This window comes from Hymenobacter sp. UV11, assembly GCF_004684095.1.
Classification (GTDB): domain Bacteria; phylum Bacteroidota; class Bacteroidia; order Cytophagales; family Hymenobacteraceae; genus Hymenobacter.
In genome coordinates, this window is the sequence record NZ_SRII01000012.1 from 112,062 (window position 1) to 129,747 (window position 17,686).

The following is a 17,686-nucleotide window of genomic DNA, read 5'->3' on the forward strand; positions in this document are numbered from 1 at the left end:
CCTTCGTCAATCTTACCTCAAGCTGTCCGGCGGCCGTCTTACCCATTAAATGAAAAACCCCCAAGACCCCGCCGCCCCCCGCGCCGCTCGCGCGAAGGCAGGCCCCGCCACCAAGGCTCCTAAAGCTGCTGCTGCGGCCAAGACTTCTAAAGCAGCCCCGGCTACTAAGGCTCCCAAAGCAGCCCCGGCTACTAAGACCGCCAAAGCTGCTCCCGCCGCTAAGGTCCCCAAAGCCGCTTCCGCAGCTAAGACTGCTAAGGCAACTCCCACAGCAAAGACTGCCAAAGTCGCTCCTGTAGTTGAGGTTGCCAAAGCTGCTCCCATTGCTGAGGCTGCTAACGCTACCCCCGTAATTGAGTCTAACAACGCCGCCCCGGCCACCCAAGAGCCGAAAGCCGCCAAGGTGGCTACCCCCTCCGTTGCGGCCGGCCTGAGCCAGGACCTGGTGTACCGGCAGTTTGCCGATAACCCCGGCAAGGTGCTGGCTTATCGCCAGCTCTCGCGCCGCCTCGGCATTACCACTAAAGCCCAGCGCGAAGTGCTGTTTGCCCACCTCAAGGACCTGCGCCAGGATGGCCGCCTGGAGCTGCTGCAAAACGACGAATACCGCCTGGCCAGCCCCACCGACCTGCAAGTAGCCGCCAGCGCGGCCAAGGCTCGGAAACCAGCTAAAAAAGCACCGGAGGCCGCGGCGGCTGAGCCCGTGCTGGAAGAAGAGTTTGGGCAGGACCCCATCATTCACCGGCGCCGCGCGGCGGGCTTCGACCACGTGGGCGATGGCCCCGACCGCCGGCCCCAGCGCGATACCAACACTGTTATCGGCACGGTGTCGCTCGCTACCCCCCGCTTTGCCTTCGTAGTGCGTGAAGACGGCGAGGGCGATGACATCCGGGTCTTCACCGACCAGCTGCGCTACGCCCTCGACGGCGACTTGGTGCGGGTGCGCCTGCGCGGCGTGCGCGACGGCCGCCTCACCGGCGACGTGACGGAAGTCATCAAGCGCCAGCGCGTGGAGGTAGTAGGCCGCCTGCAGCTGAACGGCTCCATCGGTTTCGTGAAGCCCGATAACCGCAAGTCGTATTTCGACGTGATGGTGCCGCCCGATGGGCTGGCCGACTCGCGCAACGGCGACAAGGTGCTGGTGCGCATCACCGAGTTTCCGGACCATGAAGGACAGGGTAAGAATCCTGTCGGCACCATCGTGCGCAACTTCGGGGCGGCCGGCGAAAACGAGGCCGAGATAAACGCCATCATGGCCGAGTTTGGCTTGCCCTTCGAATTTCCGAGCGCGGTGGAGGAGGAGGCCGAAGCCATTTCGACCACCATCACGCGGGAGGAAATTGCCAAGCGCCGCGACTTCCGCGACATCTTAACTTTCACCATCGACCCGGCCGACGCCAAGGACTTTGACGATGCCCTGAGCCTGCGCACGCTGGACAATGGCAACTACGAGGTGGGTGTGCACATCGCCGACGTGACCCACTACGTGCGCCTCGGCACCGAGCTGGAGCGCGAGGGTAAGAGCCGCGCTACCTCCGTTTATTTGGTAGACCGCGTGATTCCGATGCTGCCCGAGAACCTCTCCAACGGCCTCTGCTCACTGCGGCCGAATGAGGACAAGCTGACCTTCTCGGCCGTGTTTGAGCTGGATGAGAAAGGCAAGCTGATTGACTCGTGGTATGGCAAAACGGTCATTCACTCCGACCGTCGCTTCAGCTACGAAGACGCGCAGGAGCGCATCGAAACCGGCGAGGGCGACCTGGCCACGGAGGTGAATCTGCTGAACAGCCTCGCCAAAAAACTCTCGGCTGAGCGCTTCCGCAAGGGCGCCATCAGCTTCGAAACGCAGGAGGTTAAGTTCCGGCTAGGCGAGGACGGCAAGCCGCTCGGCGTGTACGTGAAGGAGCGCAAGGACGCGCACAAGCTCATTGAGGAGTTCATGCTGCTTGCCAATAAGCAAGTGGCCGAGTTCGTGTTTAACCTCAAAAAGACCAAGCCGCGCTTCACCATGGTGTACCGCACCCACGACGCGCCCGACCCCGACCGCCTCGAAAACTTCGCCATGTTTGCCCAGAAATTCGGCCACAAGCTGAACCTGAGCAACCCGAAAAAAATCAGCACCGAGCTCAATAAGCTGAGCACCGACGTGGTGGGCAAGCCCGAGCAAAACGTGATTCAGGGCCTGGCCATCCGGTCCATGTCGAAGGCCATTTACACCACCGAGCCGCTGGGGCACTTCGGCCTGGCTTTCGCGCACTACTCGCACTTCACCTCGCCCATCCGCCGCTACCCCGACATGATGGCCCACCGCCTGCTCGAGTACTACCTCAACGGGGGTAAGAACGCCGCCGTGGAGCCCGTGGAGGATGCCTGCAAGCACTCGTCGGCCCGCGAGAAGCTAGCGGCCAATGCCGAGCGCGCCAGCATCAAATACAAGCAGGTCGAGTACATCGGCGCCCACATCGGCGAGCAGTTCACGGGCGTCGTGTCGGGCCTCACCGAGCGCGGCATCTACGTCGAGATTGAGGCCAACAAGTGCGAGGGCATGGTACGCATCTCCGACATTCCGGGCGACACGTTCGAGCTGGACAAGGAGAACTACCGCATCGTGGGCCGCGGCTCGAAGCGCATTATCCAGTTTGGCGACGAGCTGCAAGTCATCGTGACCTCGGCCAACCTGCTCGACCGCACCATCGACATGGAGCTGGTCGATGACCGCCCCGAGCACGTGAAGCAGCGCGAGCGCGCCGAGCGCGAAGCCGGCCGCGGCAGTGGGGGTAGGGGCCGCCGCGACGACCGCGGCGGCAAAGGCGGCAAGAGCAGCGGCGGCTACAAAGGCAGCGGCGGCAGCAGCCGGGGGGGTAAGGAAGGCGGCAAGCGCCGCCGGTAGCTCCTCGTCTCTCCTGTCATCCTGAGCAAAGCGAAGGACCTTATCACGTATGGAATCGTTGGGTTGGTAACCCTTAGTATCCCATACGTGATAAGGTCCTTCGCTTTGCTCAGGATGACAGGAGGGCCAACCACACCAAACCTACCTTTGCCCCCGTGCAAACCGACCTTTCGACCCTCCTCCAGCAAGCGCTTAAGCAGCTTGACTACGGCCAGCAGCCGGCCACCCTCTACGACCCCATTCGCTACATCATGGGCCTGGGCGGTAAGCGCCTGCGGCCCCTGCTCACGCTGCTCGGCGGCCAACTCTTTACCGACGACCTGGCGCCCCTGGTGAAGCCCGCGCTGGCCACCGAAGTCTTCCACAACTTCACCCTGATGCACGACGACCTCATGGACCAGGCCCCGCTGCGGCGCGGCCAGCCCACGGTGCACGAGAAATGGAACGCCAGTACGGCCATCCTCTCGGGCGACGTGATGCTGGTGCGGGCCTACGAGCTGCTCTTCGAAAACGTGGCCTTACCCCTGCTGCCGCAGGTGCTGCGCCGCTTCTCCCAAACCGCCGCCGAGGTGTGCGAGGGCCAGCAGTGGGACATGAATTTCGAAACCGAAACCACCGTCACCATCGCTCAGTATCTCGACATGATTCGGTTGAAAACGGCCGTGCTACTCGGCTTCGCGCTGGAGCTGGGCGCCGTGCTGGCCGGCGCCAGTGCCGCCGATGCTGAGCACCTGCGGCAGTTCGGCACCGATATTGGCCTGGCCTTTCAGCTGCGCGACGACCTGCTCGACGTGTATGGCGACGCCGCCACTTTCGGCAAGCGCGTGGGCGGCGACATCATTTCCGATAAGAAAACCTACCTGCTGCTCACTGCCCAGGCCCAGGCCAACGCCACCCAGCGTGCCGCCCTGGCCCGCCACATTGGCCAGCCCGTGCCCGATGCTGAGGCCAAGGTGCAAGCCGTGCGCGGCATCTACGACGAGCTCAATATTCGCCCCCAGACCGAGGCACTCATCAACGACTACTTCCAGGATGCCCTGCAGCATCTGGAGCGGGTAGGGGCGCCCGCGGCCCGCAAGCAGCCCCTGCATCACCTCGCGCTCCAGCTCATGGACCGCGAAAACTAACCCACTGTGTTCAATCCCATCCTCATTCTCATCGGCCTCACGGTCCTCATTTCGGTCTACGCCTGGTCCAAGCCCGAGCTTATGCGCGCCTGGATAATGGAGCCCTACGTCATGGCACGCTCCAGCGGCCAGTGGTACCGGCTGCTCACCTCCGGCTTCCTGCACGCCGACTGGGCCCACCTGCTTTTCAACATGTTTGCCTTCTACTCCTTCAGCCCCGTGGTTCTTTCCACGCTGGCCGAGGGCTACGGGCCGGGGGCGGGGGTAGGGCTGTTTCTGCTACTCTACCTGGGCGGTATTATCGTGTCCGATTTGCCTACCTACTTCCAGCACCGCGACGACCGTGACTACCGCAGCCTGGGTGCGTCGGGGGGCGTGTCGTCCGTGCTGTTTGCCAGCATTCTGCTCTTCCCGGTCAATACCAACGGGGGCGGCATCATCATCTTCCCCATTCCTTTCCCCATCCAGCCATTCATTTTTGGGGTGCTCTACCTGGCGTATTCCTGGTATATGGGCCGCCGCCGGGGCGATAACGTCAACCACGATGCCCACTTCTACGGCGCGCTTTTCGGCGTGCTGCTTATCAGCGCACTCATTCCCGGGGTAGTGCCGGAGTTTTTCCGGCAGGTAAGCAGCTATAGGTTTTAATAACTTGAAAATCAGGTTTTTAAAAGAAAATTTAGACTAATTGTGTAAAAGCTACGTAGAGAAGTCACATTCTTTCACAATTTCCTGCTTCTCACATGAAACCACTACACTCTTTTTCCAGCCGGCTACCGCTCTTGGCGGTCCTGCTCCTTCCACTGGTACTGATTACCACTGGCTGTGCCCGCTTCAACGCTGATGGCAGCCTGGCCCCTTGGGGAATCGCGCTGGCCATCCTTGATATCTGGGCCATAATAAACATCTTCGGCAAGTCCTGGGACATCGGTAAGAAGCTGCTGTGGGCCGCCATCGTCTTCTTCTTCCCCTTTGGCGGCTTGCTCATCTACTACTTCTTCGGGCGCGGCGACTAGCCAAATGCCCACGCTGCAAAAAGAAGCCCCCTCACCTTATCGGTGAGGGGGCTTCTTTTTGCAGCGTCGCCAGCTGATTACTTCACCAGCTTTTGCTTCTCCAGGCGAGCTATGCCCATTGCCAACTCACCAGCATTCGTAATCTGCTTGGCCTGCCAATGACCATCCGGCTGCTTCAGCAGCTGCACCTCTACCACCATCGTGGTGTCGTAACGCGGCTGCGAAAACTCCAGCCCGACCAGCGCTTCGCTGCCCTTGTCGGTAGTGTATTTGATGCCCTTGAACTGGCTGTCGGGCCCCACTACCCGCCCCGCTAAGCCCAGGAAAGAAAGGTTGACTAAGCGCTTGGGCGCGGCTGCCTGCGCCTCTTCCAGCGAGCCCGTTTCCACGTAGCGCTGCACTTCGTTGCGGGCGGCCTTGGCCAGCTGGGGCTTCAACAGGCTCAGGCCGCCGCGCAGCGCTAGGCCACCACCCGGCACCAACGCCGTCAGGATAGCGCTCTGGCTGGCTACGTCATCCACCAAGTGGCTCGTCACGCTGCTGACATCCACGTAGCGCTCGAACTTGGCTAAATCGTGGGTTTGCGTAGCCGCGGCCGCTTGTAGCAGCGCGTAGTCGGGCCCCGTCTTCAGGCTATTGAAATAGTAGTAGCCGCCAGCCACGGCCACCAGCAGTAGGACTAGTAAAAGTATTCGCTTCATTGAAAAGGATTGAACAGAAAAGAGGGGGTAGGGATGGCAAAAAACCAGTCGCAAAGCTACTGGCCAGCCGTCTGTCGGCGCCTTTACCTGCGTACAATGGGGTATGTCAGCAACCTCACCCATCCCTATTTCGCCAGGCTACCGGCCCGAAGTACACGGCCACCGCGGCTGCCGGGGTTTGCGCCCCGAAAACACGTTGCCCGCCTTTCTACACGCGCTGGAATTGGGCGTCGACGTCCTGGAGCTCGACGTAGTGATATCCGGCGACCAGCAGGTAGTAGTGGCACACGAGCCTTGGCTATCGGCCCGCCTGGGCACTGGCCCCAACGACGAGCGCATCAGCCCGCAGCACGAGCGCACCTACAATCTCTACCAAATGCCCTACGCCATCATTCGGCGCTGCGTGGTCGGTGCGCTACCGCTGGCGGCCTTTCCCATGCAGGTACCCGCAGCCACCTACCGCCCCCTGCTGCGCGACGTATTGCAGGCCGTAGAAAGCGCCTGCTATCTAGCCGGTCGCCCCAACGTAGGCTATGCCGTTGAAGTGAAAAGCAGCCCCGCGGGCGACGATATTTTTCACCCTACCCCCCCGCTTTTCGTCGAGCTTGTACTAGCCGAGTTGCAAGCTGCCGGCGTAGCTGAGCGCACCACGTTGCTCAGCTTCGACCTGCGTATTCTGCAGGCAGCTCGGGCGCAGGCACCGTACCAGGCGCTATGCCTGCTCAATGAAAACCTTACTCCGGCCTCGACATTGTTTGAAGAGCTTGGCTTTGTCCCGGACACGTATGGCCCCGACTTCGAGTTGCTGTCAACCGATACAGTTCAAGCGCTACAAGCCGCTTACCCTGGCTTGCGGCTTGTACCATGGACACTGAACAGCCTAGCAGATTTCACCCAGGCACTAGCGTGGGAGGTAGCCGGCATCACCACCGATTATCCTGAGCAATTGCTCGAATTGCTGTCAAAAGAGGTGTGATACAGTAGGGGCATTACACTTTCAGTATCCCGGCACGCAGCGTTACACTAATTACTGTAATCACATAATGTGTTTCACAACCCACGTGTAATAGTAACGCTGCTTATTCGCACAACTATTTGGTTTACACTACTGTCCGCCACATCTTTGTATTATCACTGTAATCCATTTCTCTACTCATGCCGCATCAGGGCGAAATACTGCAAGAAGCTATTAAAACCAGCGGTATTTCCATCACGCGCATCGTGGAGGAGCTGGGTATTACACGCCCGACCATCTACCGTAAATTCAAGGATGATACATTGGACGCCAACTTCGTAAAAAACGTTGGTATAATTATCGGACATGATTTCTCTCAAGATTTTACAACAGCCGAGCAATCTGTTCTGCCATTTGTAACATCATCTGTCCGCTCTGCTGTTACACATACTGTAACACCCCGTGTAACGACCGCTGTTCCTGCCGATTCGGACCCCACCAAGCAGCTTTTAGCCCTGCAAACGAAATATATTGCCCTCCTAGAGGCTTACAATGAGCTTCTGCTAAAGGTGTATGGTCCTAAGTAACAAAAATGTTCCACGTGAAACATTTTTGTCTTATTTCGAATCGGTTTGCTTGCGTATCAGGGTTACAGGGTGTGGCAGTGGGGTAGCAAACGCAAAAAGCACCTCGCCGGCTAATGGCTTAGATTAGGTCAGGTTCGGACATAAGACGCTTGTGAATCATAGCCCATTGTAGTGCAGAAATAACAGTTGGTTAGGTAGCCCCTCCCTGTCATTCTAAGTTCGCGAAGACCTCGGCGTGCTTGCGCAGTTCGACCAGCTGGGCGACTGTCTGGCTGAGTGCAGTAAGGCTCTTTGTAAGTTCCCGGCGACGGCCTGTAGGCTTCCTGAATGGCCACCTAGCTAGCCACGCCAATGATGAACGCTTGCTGACAAGAAGGCCCCGGCTGTGTGAGCCTCGGCACTGTTGGGAAGGGGGGGGTAGGGAACAGCGGCCACCAAGAAGCCAAAAGTGAGAGTGACCGCCCGCCTGCCGAGTTATTATAGAAACACTACTTCGCTCACCACCTGCGCACCCACTTCGTTGTTTAGCATTTCCAGTACGCGGGTCTTCGCCATCACTAGCTCATGCTTGAGTGGGGCGGAAGAGAGCCGGACAAACAGCTTGCCCTTGGCCACGTACACCTCTTGGGTTTTGAGGGCTACTGCCTTTCCCATCACGCGCTCCCAGCTGGCAACCACGGTTACCTCGTTGAGCTTGCCACCGAGTCGGTAGGCCCGCACGAGAGCTTCCAGTCCTTCCTTCAGCGGGATAATATCGGCCCGACGAGCGGTAGGGGAGAGGCTAGGTTTTTTCACGGCTTGGGGCGGCGAATGTCCCGTGCCAGCCCCCAAAAAAGGCGCGTGGTAAAGGGGCATTGCTCTCCCCAAAATTACGCCTTAGCGCCGGCGAAGCGGGTAGCCAAAAGTCAAATTGCCCGCACGCTCCCGGCTTGCACCTCAAACTGCTTGATAGCGCTGCTTACTCCGGCTAGCGCCTGATTGGTGCGGTCCAGGTTGGTATCGGTTAGGAAGACTTGCCCAAATGTGTGGTCGGCCACCAACTCCAGCAGCCGGGCAATGCGCTTATCGTCGAGGCGGTCAAAGATGTCATCTAGTAGTAACAAGGGCTTGGCCAACGCCGCCCCCGCAGCTTGGGTCCGCTGGGCCAGCAGTTCAAACTGGGCGAGCTTTAGGGCAATGGCAAACGACTTCTGCTGGCCCTGCGAGGCATAGCTCTTTACCGGCAGCCCATCCATTAGAAAAACGAAGTCGTCGCGGTGGGGGCCGGTGGTGCTGCGCTGCAAAGCCAGGTCACGGCGCTCGTTAGCCAGCAGCAGGTGGCGGAAGTTCTGGCCGGTCAGTTGGCTCTTATAATCCAGCGAAACTTCCTCCCGCCCATCGGCTAGCTGTAGGTAGTGCCGCTGAAATACGGGAACGAACTGCGTGGCGAATCCAGCCCGTAGCGCGGCCAGCCGCTCACCCAGAGGCGCAAGCTGGTCATCGAGAGATTGCAAGTACAGCGCGTCAAATCCCTGGCTGCTGCCGCTCAGTTTTAGCGTGGCATTGCGCTGGCGCAGCAAGCCATTGTATTGAATAAGTAGCTCTAGAAACTCGTGGTCTAGCTGCGACTGCAGGCTGTCGAAATACCGTCGGCGCTCCTCACTACCCTGCCGGATAAGGTCGGTATCATAGGGGGATATAAGTACGGCCGGGTAGCGCCCGATGTGGTCGGCCAGGCGGTCGTAGGGCTGCTTATCGTGCGTAATGGTCTTCTTTTGGCCCACGCGCAAGCTAACCTGGATGGTTTCGGGCCGCTCGGCTGGCGGCGTCGAAAAGCTGCCCTTAACCACGAAGAAATCGGCACCCTGCTTGATGGCCTGGGCGTCGGTGCTAGCGAAAGCGCTCTTGGTAAGTGCCAGGTAATGAATAGCGTCGAGCAGGTTGGTTTTGCCGCTGCCATTGTCACCAATGAAGCAATTGATGCCGGGGCTGAAGGCCAGGCTGGCTTCTTCGTAATTCTTGAAAAAAAGTAGGTGGAGCTGGTCGAGCGTCATTCGAAGCAATGGGGTGGGAGTACGAGCAGAATTACGTAATTTCGCCCTCCCAACGCGAAATTATATACCCCGAATTATGGCGGAGTCAAAAGTAAAGGATGCGCCGAAGGCTAGCGCCAACGGTAGTAAAAGTGCCAAAGGCCAGCCCTCGAAGGTAGTTGATGCCAAAACCGGCGTCGAAACCGCAGCGCAGCCAGCTGTCGAAGTATTGCCTGCCGCGCACGCCGGGGGCAATAATAGCGAGGAGCCCCTTGCTACCTCACCCGACCAACCGGAGTTTTCGAAAGAAGTTTACATGGCGTGGTATGAGCAGATGCAGCTCATGCGCAAGTTTGAAGAGAAGGCTGGCCAGCTCTACGGCCAACAAAAAATCAAAGGATTCTGCCACCTGTACATTGGCCAGGAGGCCTGCGTTGCCGGGGCCGTATCGGCGTTAGAGAAAGGTGATAAGTACATCACCGCCTACCGCGACCACGCGCACCCACTGGCGCTCGGCACATCGCCCAATGCGATAATGGCCGAGCTGTTTGCCAAAGCCACGGGCTGCTCGAAAGGCAAAGGCGGGTCGATGCACATGTTCGACAAGGAAGTTGGTTTCATGGGTGGCCACGGCATCGTGGGCGCGCAGATTCCGATGGGCGCCGGTATCGCGTTCGCCGAGAAGTATAACAAGACGGGCAAGCTGTGCATCTGCTACATGGGCGACGGCGCGGTGCGCCAGGGTGCCTTGCATGAGGCCTTCAACATGGCCATGCTGTGGAAGCTCCCCGTGATTTTTGTAGTTGAGAACAATGGGTACGCCATGGGCACTTCGGTGCAGCGCACCTCCAACGTGACCGACCTGCACATCATCGCGGAAGGCTACCAGATGCCTAACGAGCCTGTGAATGCCATGAACGTGGAGGACGTGCACAAGGCCGTGGCCCGCGCTGCTGAGCGCGCCCGCAGTGGCGAAGGCCCGACTTTCCTGGAGTTTAAAACCTACCGCTACAAAGGCCACTCGATGAGTGACCCCGCCAAGTACCGCACCAAGGAGGAAGTAGAAGAGTACCGCCACCGCGATACGATTGAATCAGTGCGCCACACCATCCTCACGCACAACATGGCGACGGAGGATGAGCTAACCGCTATTGATGAGCGCATCAAAGGCCGGGTGCAGGAGTCGGTTGAGTTCGCGGAGAACTCGCCCTACCCCGATGCATCTGAGCTATATCACGATGTATACGTGCAGAGTGATTATCCGTATATCCACGATTAATTCTTATTAACCCGGCCCCTTGCTTGCGTAGCCGGGTGGCCTCCTGTGCGGCAAGTCTTGCAAAAGCCAAGCGGCGCTGAGCTACCTATCCCAATGTCTAAGATTCCATACACCGGCAAAACGCCGGGAGCCCGCCAGCCCGTTCGTCCGGTTTCGACCGACCCGCTGGCCCCGGCCGAAGAAAGCTACGTGACCGAAAATCCGTTGCTCGAAGACCCCGATGCCCTGGCGGCTCGCCTGGCGGAATCGGAAGATTTTGTGCGACGCAACCGGAACGTATTGCTGGGTATTCTGGTGGTGGTAGTGGCGGCCATCGCGGGCGCGTTTGGCTACAACTACTGGCGCACGGAGCAGAACACGCAGGCGCAAAACGCCATGTTCAAGGCTGTAGACTACTGGGAGGCTGACTCGCTTGGCAAGGCTACCAAAGGCGACGGCAAGTACCCCGGCCTCGCCAAAGTGGCCACTGAGTACAGCGGCACTAAAGCCGGTAACCTCGCCGAATTCTACGCCGGCGTGGCCGCACTAAAGCAGGGTAAGTTTCAGGATGCCTACAACTACTTGGATAAGTTTAGCTCGGATGACTACCTAGTGCAGTCGCGGGCCTACTCGCTGATGGGCGACGCCAAGCTGGAGCTGAACCAGCCCAAAGATGCCGCCGACCTCTATGCCAAGGCTGCCGACCACAATGCCAACGAGTACTTCTCGCCCGGCTACGTGCTGAAGCAAGGCATTGCGCTGGAAGCAGCCAAGGATAATGTCGGCGCCACCAAGGCATATGACCGGATTCTGACCGACTACCCGGCGGCCCAGGAAGCCGCCGAGGCGCGTCAGCGCAAGGCTGGCCTTGCCCAGTAAGCATACCTAATAGAACGCTCGAAGCCGCAACGGCGCTTCCCACACTAGGGAAGCGCCGTTGCCATTTAGCGAGCCCTACCCCCCCTTTTTCATCCCCAATCCAGCAACGAACATAAAGGTGAGGCCCTGCCGCCCGCCTGCGCTGGTCGCATCCGCGAAATCTGCTTCATCCGCAAAATCTGCGATTTTATGGCTACTTCCCTCCAAAACCTGAGTACTTACGACAGCGCTGGCTTCACCGACATCAGTGAAAAGCGCTTTGGCCTGGTCGTGGCCGATTGGAACCGCGAGCTGACCGATACGCTCAGCAACGGTGCCTACGAGACGCTGCTGAAGCACGGGGCCCAGCCAGAGAATATCTTCCGCAATACCGTGCCTGGCAGCTTTGAGCTGACGCTGGGGGCACAGCTGCTGGCCCAGCATGATGAAATGGACGCGGTTATCTGCCTGGGAGTAGTAATCAAGGGCGACACAAAGCACGACGATTACATCTGCCACGCCGTGGCACAGGGCCTCACTACGGTTGGGCTGAAGTATAATAAGCCCGTGATATTTGGCCTGGTAACTACCAACACGCTGGAGCAGGCCTGGGACCGGGCCGGCGGGCGCCACGGCAACAAGGGCGTGGAGGCTGCGGTAGCGGCTATTCAAATGCTCGGATTCTGAGGCAAAGGAGTAGCAAGCGAAGCAAAGCTGCTGAAACTAATTACCTTTGCCCCCGCGAAACCATTTCGGCGCGTTTCTTAACGAAGCGAATGCTGCTTGCGCTACTAAACTTTTTGGTTTAGCAACGCGTTGGTTTTGCCAGGTCGTTGGCCTGTCGCTCTCAATTTATTACTTTTTTACCTGCTTTTCGATGTCCGAGGAAAACCTCCGCTATTCGCGGGAAGACTTAGCTGAGTTTGACCAGATTATTCAGGATAAGCTAACGGCAGCTCGCAAGGAGTTGTCCTTCATCAAGGAAACGCTGACCCGTAACAACGAGTCGGGCACCGACACCACGGCGGCTTCGCTGAAGGTGCTCGAAGACGGTGCAGAAACTGCCGAGAAGGAGAGCCTAAACCAACTGGCTTCGCGCCAGATGAAGTTCATTCAGCAGCTAGAGAATGCGCAGACGCGCATTAAGAATGGCACCTACGGGGTGTGCATTGGTACGGGCAAGCTCATCCCTCGGGAGCGCCTGCGTGCGGTGCCGCATACCCAGCATTCGATTGAGGCCAAGATGGCCCGTCGCGACTAGGTACCACTACGTATAAAGGTCCGGACCCGCACCCGGCGCTTCGGCGGCGGCCTGCGGGTCCGGACCTTTTTTACCACTTGCCCGCTGGGCAGGGGTAGCACTTACCAGCGCCGGCGGCGCGGGACTATAAGCCAGCATTAGATAACCCTATAAAGTAACATGGGCAAGCAACATTCTTCGGAAGATAAACCAGGCCGGCGCGGCGCGGCTGGTGGCACCGGGCGGCCGGGCGGCGAGGCACGCGGTGCCACCAGTAGTAATTATAAAGGCAGCCGGCCCGACAGCCGTGGCGAAGGCTACTCGCCCGCCCGGCCCACGTTTGGGCAAGGCGGCGGCAAGTTTGGCTCCCGACCCGGTGGTGGCGGCGGTTTCAACAAGCCCAATTTTGGCGAGAAGCGTAGCTTCGGCGGCGACCGCCCCGAGCGCGGCGGCTACGGCGAGAAGCGCAGCTTTGGTGGTGACCGGCCCAGTGGCGGTAGTGACCGGCCAGCCCGCAGCTTTGGCGGCGACCGGCCTGACCGTGGCGACCGCCCAGCTCGCAGCTTTGGCGGTGACCGCCCCGAGCGCAGCGACCGGCCCGCCCGTAGCTTCGGCGGCGACCGCCCCGAGCGTGGCGGCTACGGCGAGAAACGCAGCTTTGGTGGCGACCGCGATGCCCGGCCCCGGCGCCCTGAGCAAAATAGCGAAGGTGGCGAGCGCCGCGACAACCGCGAGGAGCGCAGCGAACGCCCCGCCTACCCCCCCAAACCCATTTGGCAGGGCCAACCGGTACGCTACGAAGGCAAACCGACCGTGCCGCGTGGTGGCCAGGGCGAGCGCAACCGCAAGTTTATTAAAACCAACCCCGATGGCACGCCCGTAACGCCGGCCAGCGACCGCCCCGTGTACACGGGGCGCGACGAGCGCCGCTCGTTTGAAGAGCGCGATACCAACCCGCGCCCACGCCGCGAAGAAGGCTCTGAGCGCCGCGACGACCGTGGGCCGCGCCGCGAAACCGGCGACCGGCCGGGTGGCGACGACCGCCGCAGCAGCTATGGCGACCGCCGGCCCGCCAGTGGCGAAGGCACTGAGCGCCGCAGCTTCGGCGGTGAGCGGGGGGGTAGCGACCGCCGTGATAGCTCCGGCAGCCGCGACGACCGCCGCAGCAGCTATGGCAACGACCGGGGCCCCAGCCGCGAGCGCACCGAAGGTGCCTTTGGCAAGCCGCGCAGCTACGGCGAGCGCCCGTCCAACACGAGCAGCGGCACGTTCCGCGAGCGCCGTGAGGCCATGCGTGAAGCCCAGAGTGGCCCGCGCCGCGGCACTACCTACGGCAGCACCGACAAAGGCCGCAGTGGCGACACGATGGGCCAGGCGCCCGATTATAAAAACCTCAAGCACTACGAAAACGACAAGACGCGCGGCAACAAGCGCCGGGCCAGCGAGGAAGACTTTGGCAACGAAGAGCTGCGCCTGAACCGCTACATCGCCAACGCGGGCATCTGCTCGCGCCGCGAGGCCGATGCGCTTATCGCCTCGGGTGAAATTCGGGTCAATGGCGAGGTGATTACCGAGATGGGCTACAAAGTGCAGCCCACCGACACGGTGCAGTACGGCAAAACCAACCTCAACCGCGAGAAGCTGGTGTACGTGCTGCTGAACAAGCCCAAGGACTTTATTACGACTACCGACGACCCCGAGGGCCGCAAAACGGTGATGTCGTTGGTGGCTACTGCGTCGAAGGAGCGTATTTTCCCAGTGGGCCGGCTCGACCGCAACACTACGGGCCTGCTGCTCTTCACCAACGACGGCGAGGTAGCCCAAAAGCTATCGCACCCCTCGCACAAGAACAAGAAAATCTACCAGGCTGAGTTGGATAAGCCCCTGACGGCCGAGCACCTGGGGCAAATTGCCGCCGGCTTAGAGCTGGAAGATGGCAAGGCCGAAGTCGATGACGTGGCCGTAGTGGCCGGCAACCCGCACTTCGTGGGCATCGAGCTGCACGTGGGCCGCAACCGCATTGTGCGCCGCATTTTTGAGCACCTCGGCTACGATGTGGTGGCCCTCGACCGCGTGCAGTACGCGGGCCTTACTAAGAAAGAGCTATCCCGCGGCAAGTGGCGCTTCCTGAGTGAGCAAGAGGTTATTCGGTTGAAGTACTTCATGTAACAGACTTGTTGATTTCTCAAAAAAGGCCGTCATACTGAGTTTGTTGAAGCAGCTCTATCACGCCGCTAGGATTAGTAACCCAACGGCGTGGTAGAGCTGCTTCAACAAGCTCAGCATGACGGCCTTTTTTGAGAAAGTACTAAAATGGTTGATAGCTTAACACAAACAACCCTTGCCCTCGACCTCGGCAATACCGCGCTGAAATATGGGCTGTTTGGGCCGGAAGGTGCCCGCGAAAGCGGCGTGCTGACTATACCTACGCAGCTGGCGGTGCTGTGGCAACGGGCGCGGCCCCGACAGGCCATCCTGTCGTCGGTGGCCGATGAGGCCGCCACCCAACCCTGGCTGGCTGAGCTGGCCGCAGTTGACGGCTTAGCCCAAGTGTTGCCTTTTCGGCCGGGCTTTACGCCGGTGCCTCTGCATAACGCCTACGCTACCCCCCACACGCTAGGCCCCGACCGGCTGGCCGGGGCCGTGGGCGCAGCCAGCCAGTATCCCGGGCAGGATGTGCTTATCATCGACGCGGGTACGGCCCTGAAGCTAGACCTCGTCACGGCCGATGGCACCTACCACGGTGGCAGTATTGCACCGGGGCTGCGTATGCGCTTGCAGGCCTTGCACACGTTCACGGGCCGGTTGCCGTTGGTAGAGTTGCCGCCGGCCACCGAGCTGGTGCAACTAATTGGCAGCTCTACGGCCTCTTCGCTGCTGAGTGGGGTGGTAGGCGGCACGGCCGCCGAGGTGCGCGGCCGGGTGGCCGAGTACCAGCAGCGCTACCCCAATTTGACAGTAGTACTGACTGGCGGCGACGCTCCGTACCTGACGGCAGCTCTTACGCCGCTGGCCGGCCGTATCTTTGCCGTGCCAGAACTGGTGCTGCTGGGCTTGGATAAGATTTTACGCTATAATGTTGACAACTAAAAAACTATCCGGGGCCCTGCTGACGGCCGTTGCTACTCTTTTCGCCGGCTCGGCACTGGGGCAGGGGCTAGGCAACTCGCCGTACTCGCGCCTGGGCCTGGGCGACTACGCGGGCAACTACGGTGGCGTGCGCCAGCTAGGTATGGGCGGCACAGGCCTGGCCGCACCTAACACGGGTAACGTCAACGAGTTAAACCCCGCCTTGCTGGCTTACACGCCCCGCACTACCTGGGAGGCGGCCTTCAATGCCCAGGTAAAAACGGTGCGCAACGCGGCTACCTCAAACCGTGGCGGCTCGGGCACGCTGGGCTACCTGGCCCTGGCAGTGCCGCTTAATAAGCGCTGGGGTGCGGCCATCGGCCTCAAGCCCTACAGCGCCGTCGATTACCAGGCGACTAATGCTGGGGTGGTCAACGGCGACCCTAATGCGGTGGCTTACCGGCAATACGCGGGCACGGGCGGCCTCTCAGAAGCCTACTTTGCCCACGGCATTCACGTGCTGCGCGACTTCAATATTGGCGTGAGCGCTTCGTATTTGTTTGGCACCATTGACCAAACGACGGGCACGGCCATCACTACCCCCACTATTTCGGCCCAGCAGCTGGTAGTGGACGAGGAGCTGCTGCGCTACTCCGACTTCCTGTTTCGGGCGTCGGCGCACTACCGCCACAAGTTTGGCAAAACGCTGAACTTCAACCTGGGCGGCGTGCATACTTTTCAAACCAATCTGAAGGCTTCGCGGCAGCGCACTACGGAGCAGCGCGATGTCAACGGCGCCGTTATTGGCACCACCACGCAGCTCTCGGACGATTCGGGCAACACCATTGTGCCCTCGCTCTCGCAAGTGGGCCTGACCCTGGACAATGGCAGCAACTGGTCGGGCAGCTTCGATGCGTCGTACCAGCAGTGGTCCAAGTTCAATTCGTTTAGCTTGCTCTCCACGGCGGGCCTCAGCAACACCTGGCGCCTGGCTGGTGGCGGCGAGTTTACGCCCGACCCCGGCTCGGTAGAGCACTATTTCCAGCGCGTCACGTACCGCGTGGGCCTCAGCGTGGCCCAGATGCCGTATGCGCCACTCGGTCAGCAGCTCTACGACCGGGCCGTGCACTGGGGCTTCGCGTTTCCGCTGCCTACGGCTACCCCCCTCGAATCGACTGTTATCAACCTGGCGTTCATCTACGGCATTCGGGGCAATACCAGCTACCTCTACGGCGACAACGGCACGAGCAACGTGCGCGAAAACTACCTGCGCCTGCAGGTGGGGGCCACCCTCAGCAACCGCTGGTTTATCAAGCGGCGCCTGCAATAGTGCGCCGCTTGGGTGCCAAGTGGGGGGGTAGGGGCGCGGCCTGCTTGCTGCTGGTGGGCCTGCTGGCCGCGGGCTGCCAGAAGAAAGATGATGCAGTGAAGCGCATTATCTATAACGGCCCGCTGTTCGAAACGGAGAACGTGGTGACGCTGCTCAGCGACTCGGCGCGGCTGCACATTCGCCTGACCGCGCCGCTGGAGCAGATTTTTGAGAACAGCGACCGGCTCTACCCCAAGGGTGCCATCGTCACGGTGTACGATAAGCCCGGTAAAATTGTCGTGAACACCATTAAGGCCAAGTGGGCGAAGTTTGACAACGCCAAGCAGCTCTACATTCTGCGCGGCGCGGTGAAGGTGGCCAACGTGCCCGAGCAGCAGCAGCTCGATACCGAAGAGCTCTTTTACAACCTTAGTCAGCAAAAAATCTATACCGACAGCGCCATGTTTGTGCGCGTGCAAACGCCCACCGAGGTGCTCACCGGCAACGGCCTCACTGCGAACCAGGATTTTTCGCGCTACGGCATTCACCAGCCAAAAGGGGTTTTCTCGCTGGCCGAAGCCCAGCGGCTGGGTAAGTAATGGTTGGTTGGCAGCTGTTGATGGGTAATTGCTAAGCAGTACCAGCGCAGCGAACTAATCGCACC

17 protein-coding genes are annotated in these 17,686 nt (G+C 60.2%); 14 read left to right on the forward strand and 3 right to left on the reverse strand.

The features are described from left to right. The first annotated feature begins 49 nt into the window (after positions 1 to 49). The 4 genes from rnr to E4631_RS20870 all read left to right on the forward strand — a co-directional run bounded on the left by rnr (position 50) and on the right by E4631_RS20870 (position 5,033). Positions 50 to 2,890 (forward strand): ribonuclease R, encoded by a 2,841-nt coding sequence (gene rnr / locus E4631_RS20855; RefSeq protein WP_205704283.1) that lies wholly within the window; start codon positions 50 to 52, stop codon positions 2,888 to 2,890. A 155-nt stretch (positions 2,891 to 3,045) separates the two neighbouring features. Continuing rightward, positions 3,046 to 4,017 carry a polyprenyl synthetase family protein gene (locus E4631_RS20860; protein ID WP_133655757.1) on the forward strand — a complete coding sequence of 324 codons (972 nt, stop codon included), beginning with the start codon at positions 3,046 to 3,048 and terminating at the stop codon, positions 4,015 to 4,017. A 6-nt stretch (positions 4,018 to 4,023) separates the two neighbouring features. Then, a complete protein-coding gene (locus E4631_RS20865) occupies positions 4,024 to 4,665 on the forward strand; it encodes a rhomboid family intramembrane serine protease (RefSeq protein ID WP_240735121.1) in 642 nt (213 codons plus the stop codon). A gap of 95 nt (positions 4,666 to 4,760) precedes the next feature. Continuing rightward, positions 4,761 to 5,033, forward strand: coding sequence for a PLD nuclease N-terminal domain-containing protein (locus E4631_RS20870; protein WP_133655756.1), 273 nt, complete (start codon positions 4,761 to 4,763; stop codon positions 5,031 to 5,033). 77 nt (positions 5,034 to 5,110) lie between these two features. Here E4631_RS20870 and E4631_RS20875 read toward each other — a convergent pair whose 3' ends face one another. Continuing rightward, positions 5,111 to 5,734, reverse strand: coding sequence for a hypothetical protein (locus tag E4631_RS20875; RefSeq protein WP_133655755.1), 624 nt, complete (start codon positions 5,732 to 5,734; stop codon positions 5,111 to 5,113). Positions 5,735 to 5,837: 103 nt separating this feature from the next. Here E4631_RS20875 and E4631_RS20880 point away from each other — a divergent pair, with 103 nt between their 5' ends. Next, complete coding sequence (locus E4631_RS20880; RefSeq protein WP_133655754.1) at positions 5,838 to 6,710, forward strand: glycerophosphodiester phosphodiesterase family protein; 873 nt, start codon at positions 5,838 to 5,840, stop codon at positions 6,708 to 6,710. Positions 6,711 to 6,889: 179 nt separating this feature from the next. Continuing rightward, on the forward strand, positions 6,890 to 7,276 hold the full coding sequence (locus E4631_RS20885; RefSeq protein ID WP_133655753.1) for a helix-turn-helix domain-containing protein: 387 nt from the start codon (positions 6,890 to 6,892) through the stop codon (positions 7,274 to 7,276). Positions 7,277 to 7,753: 477 nt separating this feature from the next. Here E4631_RS20885 and E4631_RS20890 read toward each other — a convergent pair whose 3' ends face one another. Together E4631_RS20890 and E4631_RS20895 are read right to left on the reverse strand one after the other, a co-directional pair. Continuing rightward, positions 7,754 to 8,071, reverse strand: a complete 318-nt coding sequence (locus E4631_RS20890; protein ID WP_240735123.1) for a DUF721 domain-containing protein — start codon at positions 8,069 to 8,071, stop codon at positions 7,754 to 7,756. A 110-nt stretch (positions 8,072 to 8,181) separates the two neighbouring features. After that, positions 8,182 to 9,309, reverse strand: coding sequence for a DNA replication/repair protein RecF (locus tag E4631_RS20895; protein WP_133655751.1), 1,128 nt, complete (start codon positions 9,307 to 9,309; stop codon positions 8,182 to 8,184). 295 nt (positions 9,310 to 9,604) lie between these two features. On the opposite strand from E4631_RS20895, the gene pdhA reads away from it, so the two are divergent. The 8 genes from pdhA (at position 9,605) to lptC (ending at position 17,621) form a co-directional block, all read left to right on the forward strand. After that, entirely contained in the window at positions 9,605 to 10,567 is a 963-nt protein-coding gene (pdhA, locus tag E4631_RS20900) for a pyruvate dehydrogenase (acetyl-transferring) E1 component subunit alpha (RefSeq protein WP_240735129.1), read from the forward strand. A 93-nt stretch (positions 10,568 to 10,660) separates the two neighbouring features. Continuing rightward, positions 10,661 to 11,425 carry a tetratricopeptide repeat protein gene (locus E4631_RS20905; protein ID WP_240735125.1) on the forward strand — a complete coding sequence of 255 codons (765 nt, stop codon included), beginning with the start codon at positions 10,661 to 10,663 and terminating at the stop codon, positions 11,423 to 11,425. 189 nt (positions 11,426 to 11,614) lie between these two features. Next, positions 11,615 to 12,091, forward strand: coding sequence for a 6,7-dimethyl-8-ribityllumazine synthase (ribH, locus tag E4631_RS20910; protein WP_133655749.1), 477 nt, complete (start codon positions 11,615 to 11,617; stop codon positions 12,089 to 12,091). Positions 12,092 to 12,281: 190 nt separating this feature from the next. Further along, positions 12,282 to 12,665 (forward strand): TraR/DksA C4-type zinc finger protein, encoded by a 384-nt coding sequence (locus E4631_RS20915; RefSeq protein ID WP_133655748.1) that lies wholly within the window; start codon positions 12,282 to 12,284, stop codon positions 12,663 to 12,665. Positions 12,666 to 12,824: 159 nt separating this feature from the next. Then, the gene (locus E4631_RS20920; RefSeq protein ID WP_133655747.1) at positions 12,825 to 14,813 is read left to right on the forward strand and encodes a pseudouridine synthase; all 1,989 of its coding nucleotides are present in this window, start codon (positions 12,825 to 12,827) and stop codon (positions 14,811 to 14,813) included. Positions 14,814 to 14,957: 144 nt separating this feature from the next. After that, the gene (locus tag E4631_RS20925) at positions 14,958 to 15,734 is read left to right on the forward strand and encodes a type III pantothenate kinase (RefSeq protein WP_133655746.1); all 777 of its coding nucleotides are present in this window, start codon (positions 14,958 to 14,960) and stop codon (positions 15,732 to 15,734) included. Next, entirely contained in the window at positions 15,721 to 17,043 is a 1,323-nt protein-coding gene (locus E4631_RS26030) for a hypothetical protein (protein ID WP_166647936.1), read from the forward strand. Before E4631_RS20925 ends, E4631_RS26030 begins: the two co-directional genes overlap by 14 nt. Beyond that, complete coding sequence (gene lptC / locus E4631_RS26035) at positions 17,043 to 17,621, forward strand: LPS export ABC transporter periplasmic protein LptC (RefSeq protein ID WP_166647935.1); 579 nt, start codon at positions 17,043 to 17,045, stop codon at positions 17,619 to 17,621. The genes E4631_RS26030 and lptC overlap by 1 nt, the downstream gene beginning before the upstream one ends. The last annotated feature ends 65 nt before the right edge of the window (positions 17,622 to 17,686 follow it).

Excerpts from the sequence above, each read along its gene's own strand:
- rnr (WP_205704283.1), top strand. The coding sequence starts at position 50 with ATGAAAAACCCCCAAGACCCCGCCGCCCCCCGCGCCGCTCGCGCGAAG.
- E4631_RS20870 (WP_133655756.1), top strand. The coding sequence starts at position 4,761 with ATGAAACCACTACACTCTTTTTCCAGCCGGCTACCGCTCTTGGCGGTC.
- E4631_RS20875 (WP_133655755.1), bottom strand. The coding sequence starts at position 5,734 with ATGAAGCGAATACTTTTACTAGTCCTACTGCTGGTGGCCGTGGCTGGC.
- E4631_RS20880 (WP_133655754.1), top strand. The coding sequence starts at position 5,838 with ATGTCAGCAACCTCACCCATCCCTATTTCGCCAGGCTACCGGCCCGAA.
- E4631_RS20885 (WP_133655753.1), top strand. The coding sequence starts at position 6,890 with ATGCCGCATCAGGGCGAAATACTGCAAGAAGCTATTAAAACCAGCGGT.
- E4631_RS20895 (WP_133655751.1), bottom strand. The coding sequence starts at position 9,309 with ATGACGCTCGACCAGCTCCACCTACTTTTTTTCAAGAATTACGAAGAA.
- pdhA (WP_240735129.1), top strand. The coding sequence starts at position 9,605 with ATGGCGTGGTATGAGCAGATGCAGCTCATGCGCAAGTTTGAAGAGAAG.
- E4631_RS20905 (WP_240735125.1), top strand. The coding sequence starts at position 10,661 with ATGTCTAAGATTCCATACACCGGCAAAACGCCGGGAGCCCGCCAGCCC.
- ribH (WP_133655749.1), top strand. The coding sequence starts at position 11,615 with ATGGCTACTTCCCTCCAAAACCTGAGTACTTACGACAGCGCTGGCTTC.
- E4631_RS20915 (WP_133655748.1), top strand. The coding sequence starts at position 12,282 with ATGTCCGAGGAAAACCTCCGCTATTCGCGGGAAGACTTAGCTGAGTTT.
- E4631_RS20920 (WP_133655747.1), top strand. The coding sequence starts at position 12,825 with ATGGGCAAGCAACATTCTTCGGAAGATAAACCAGGCCGGCGCGGCGCG.
- E4631_RS20925 (WP_133655746.1), top strand. The coding sequence starts at position 14,958 with ATGGTTGATAGCTTAACACAAACAACCCTTGCCCTCGACCTCGGCAAT.
- E4631_RS26030 (WP_166647936.1), top strand. The coding sequence starts at position 15,721 with ATGTTGACAACTAAAAAACTATCCGGGGCCCTGCTGACGGCCGTTGCT.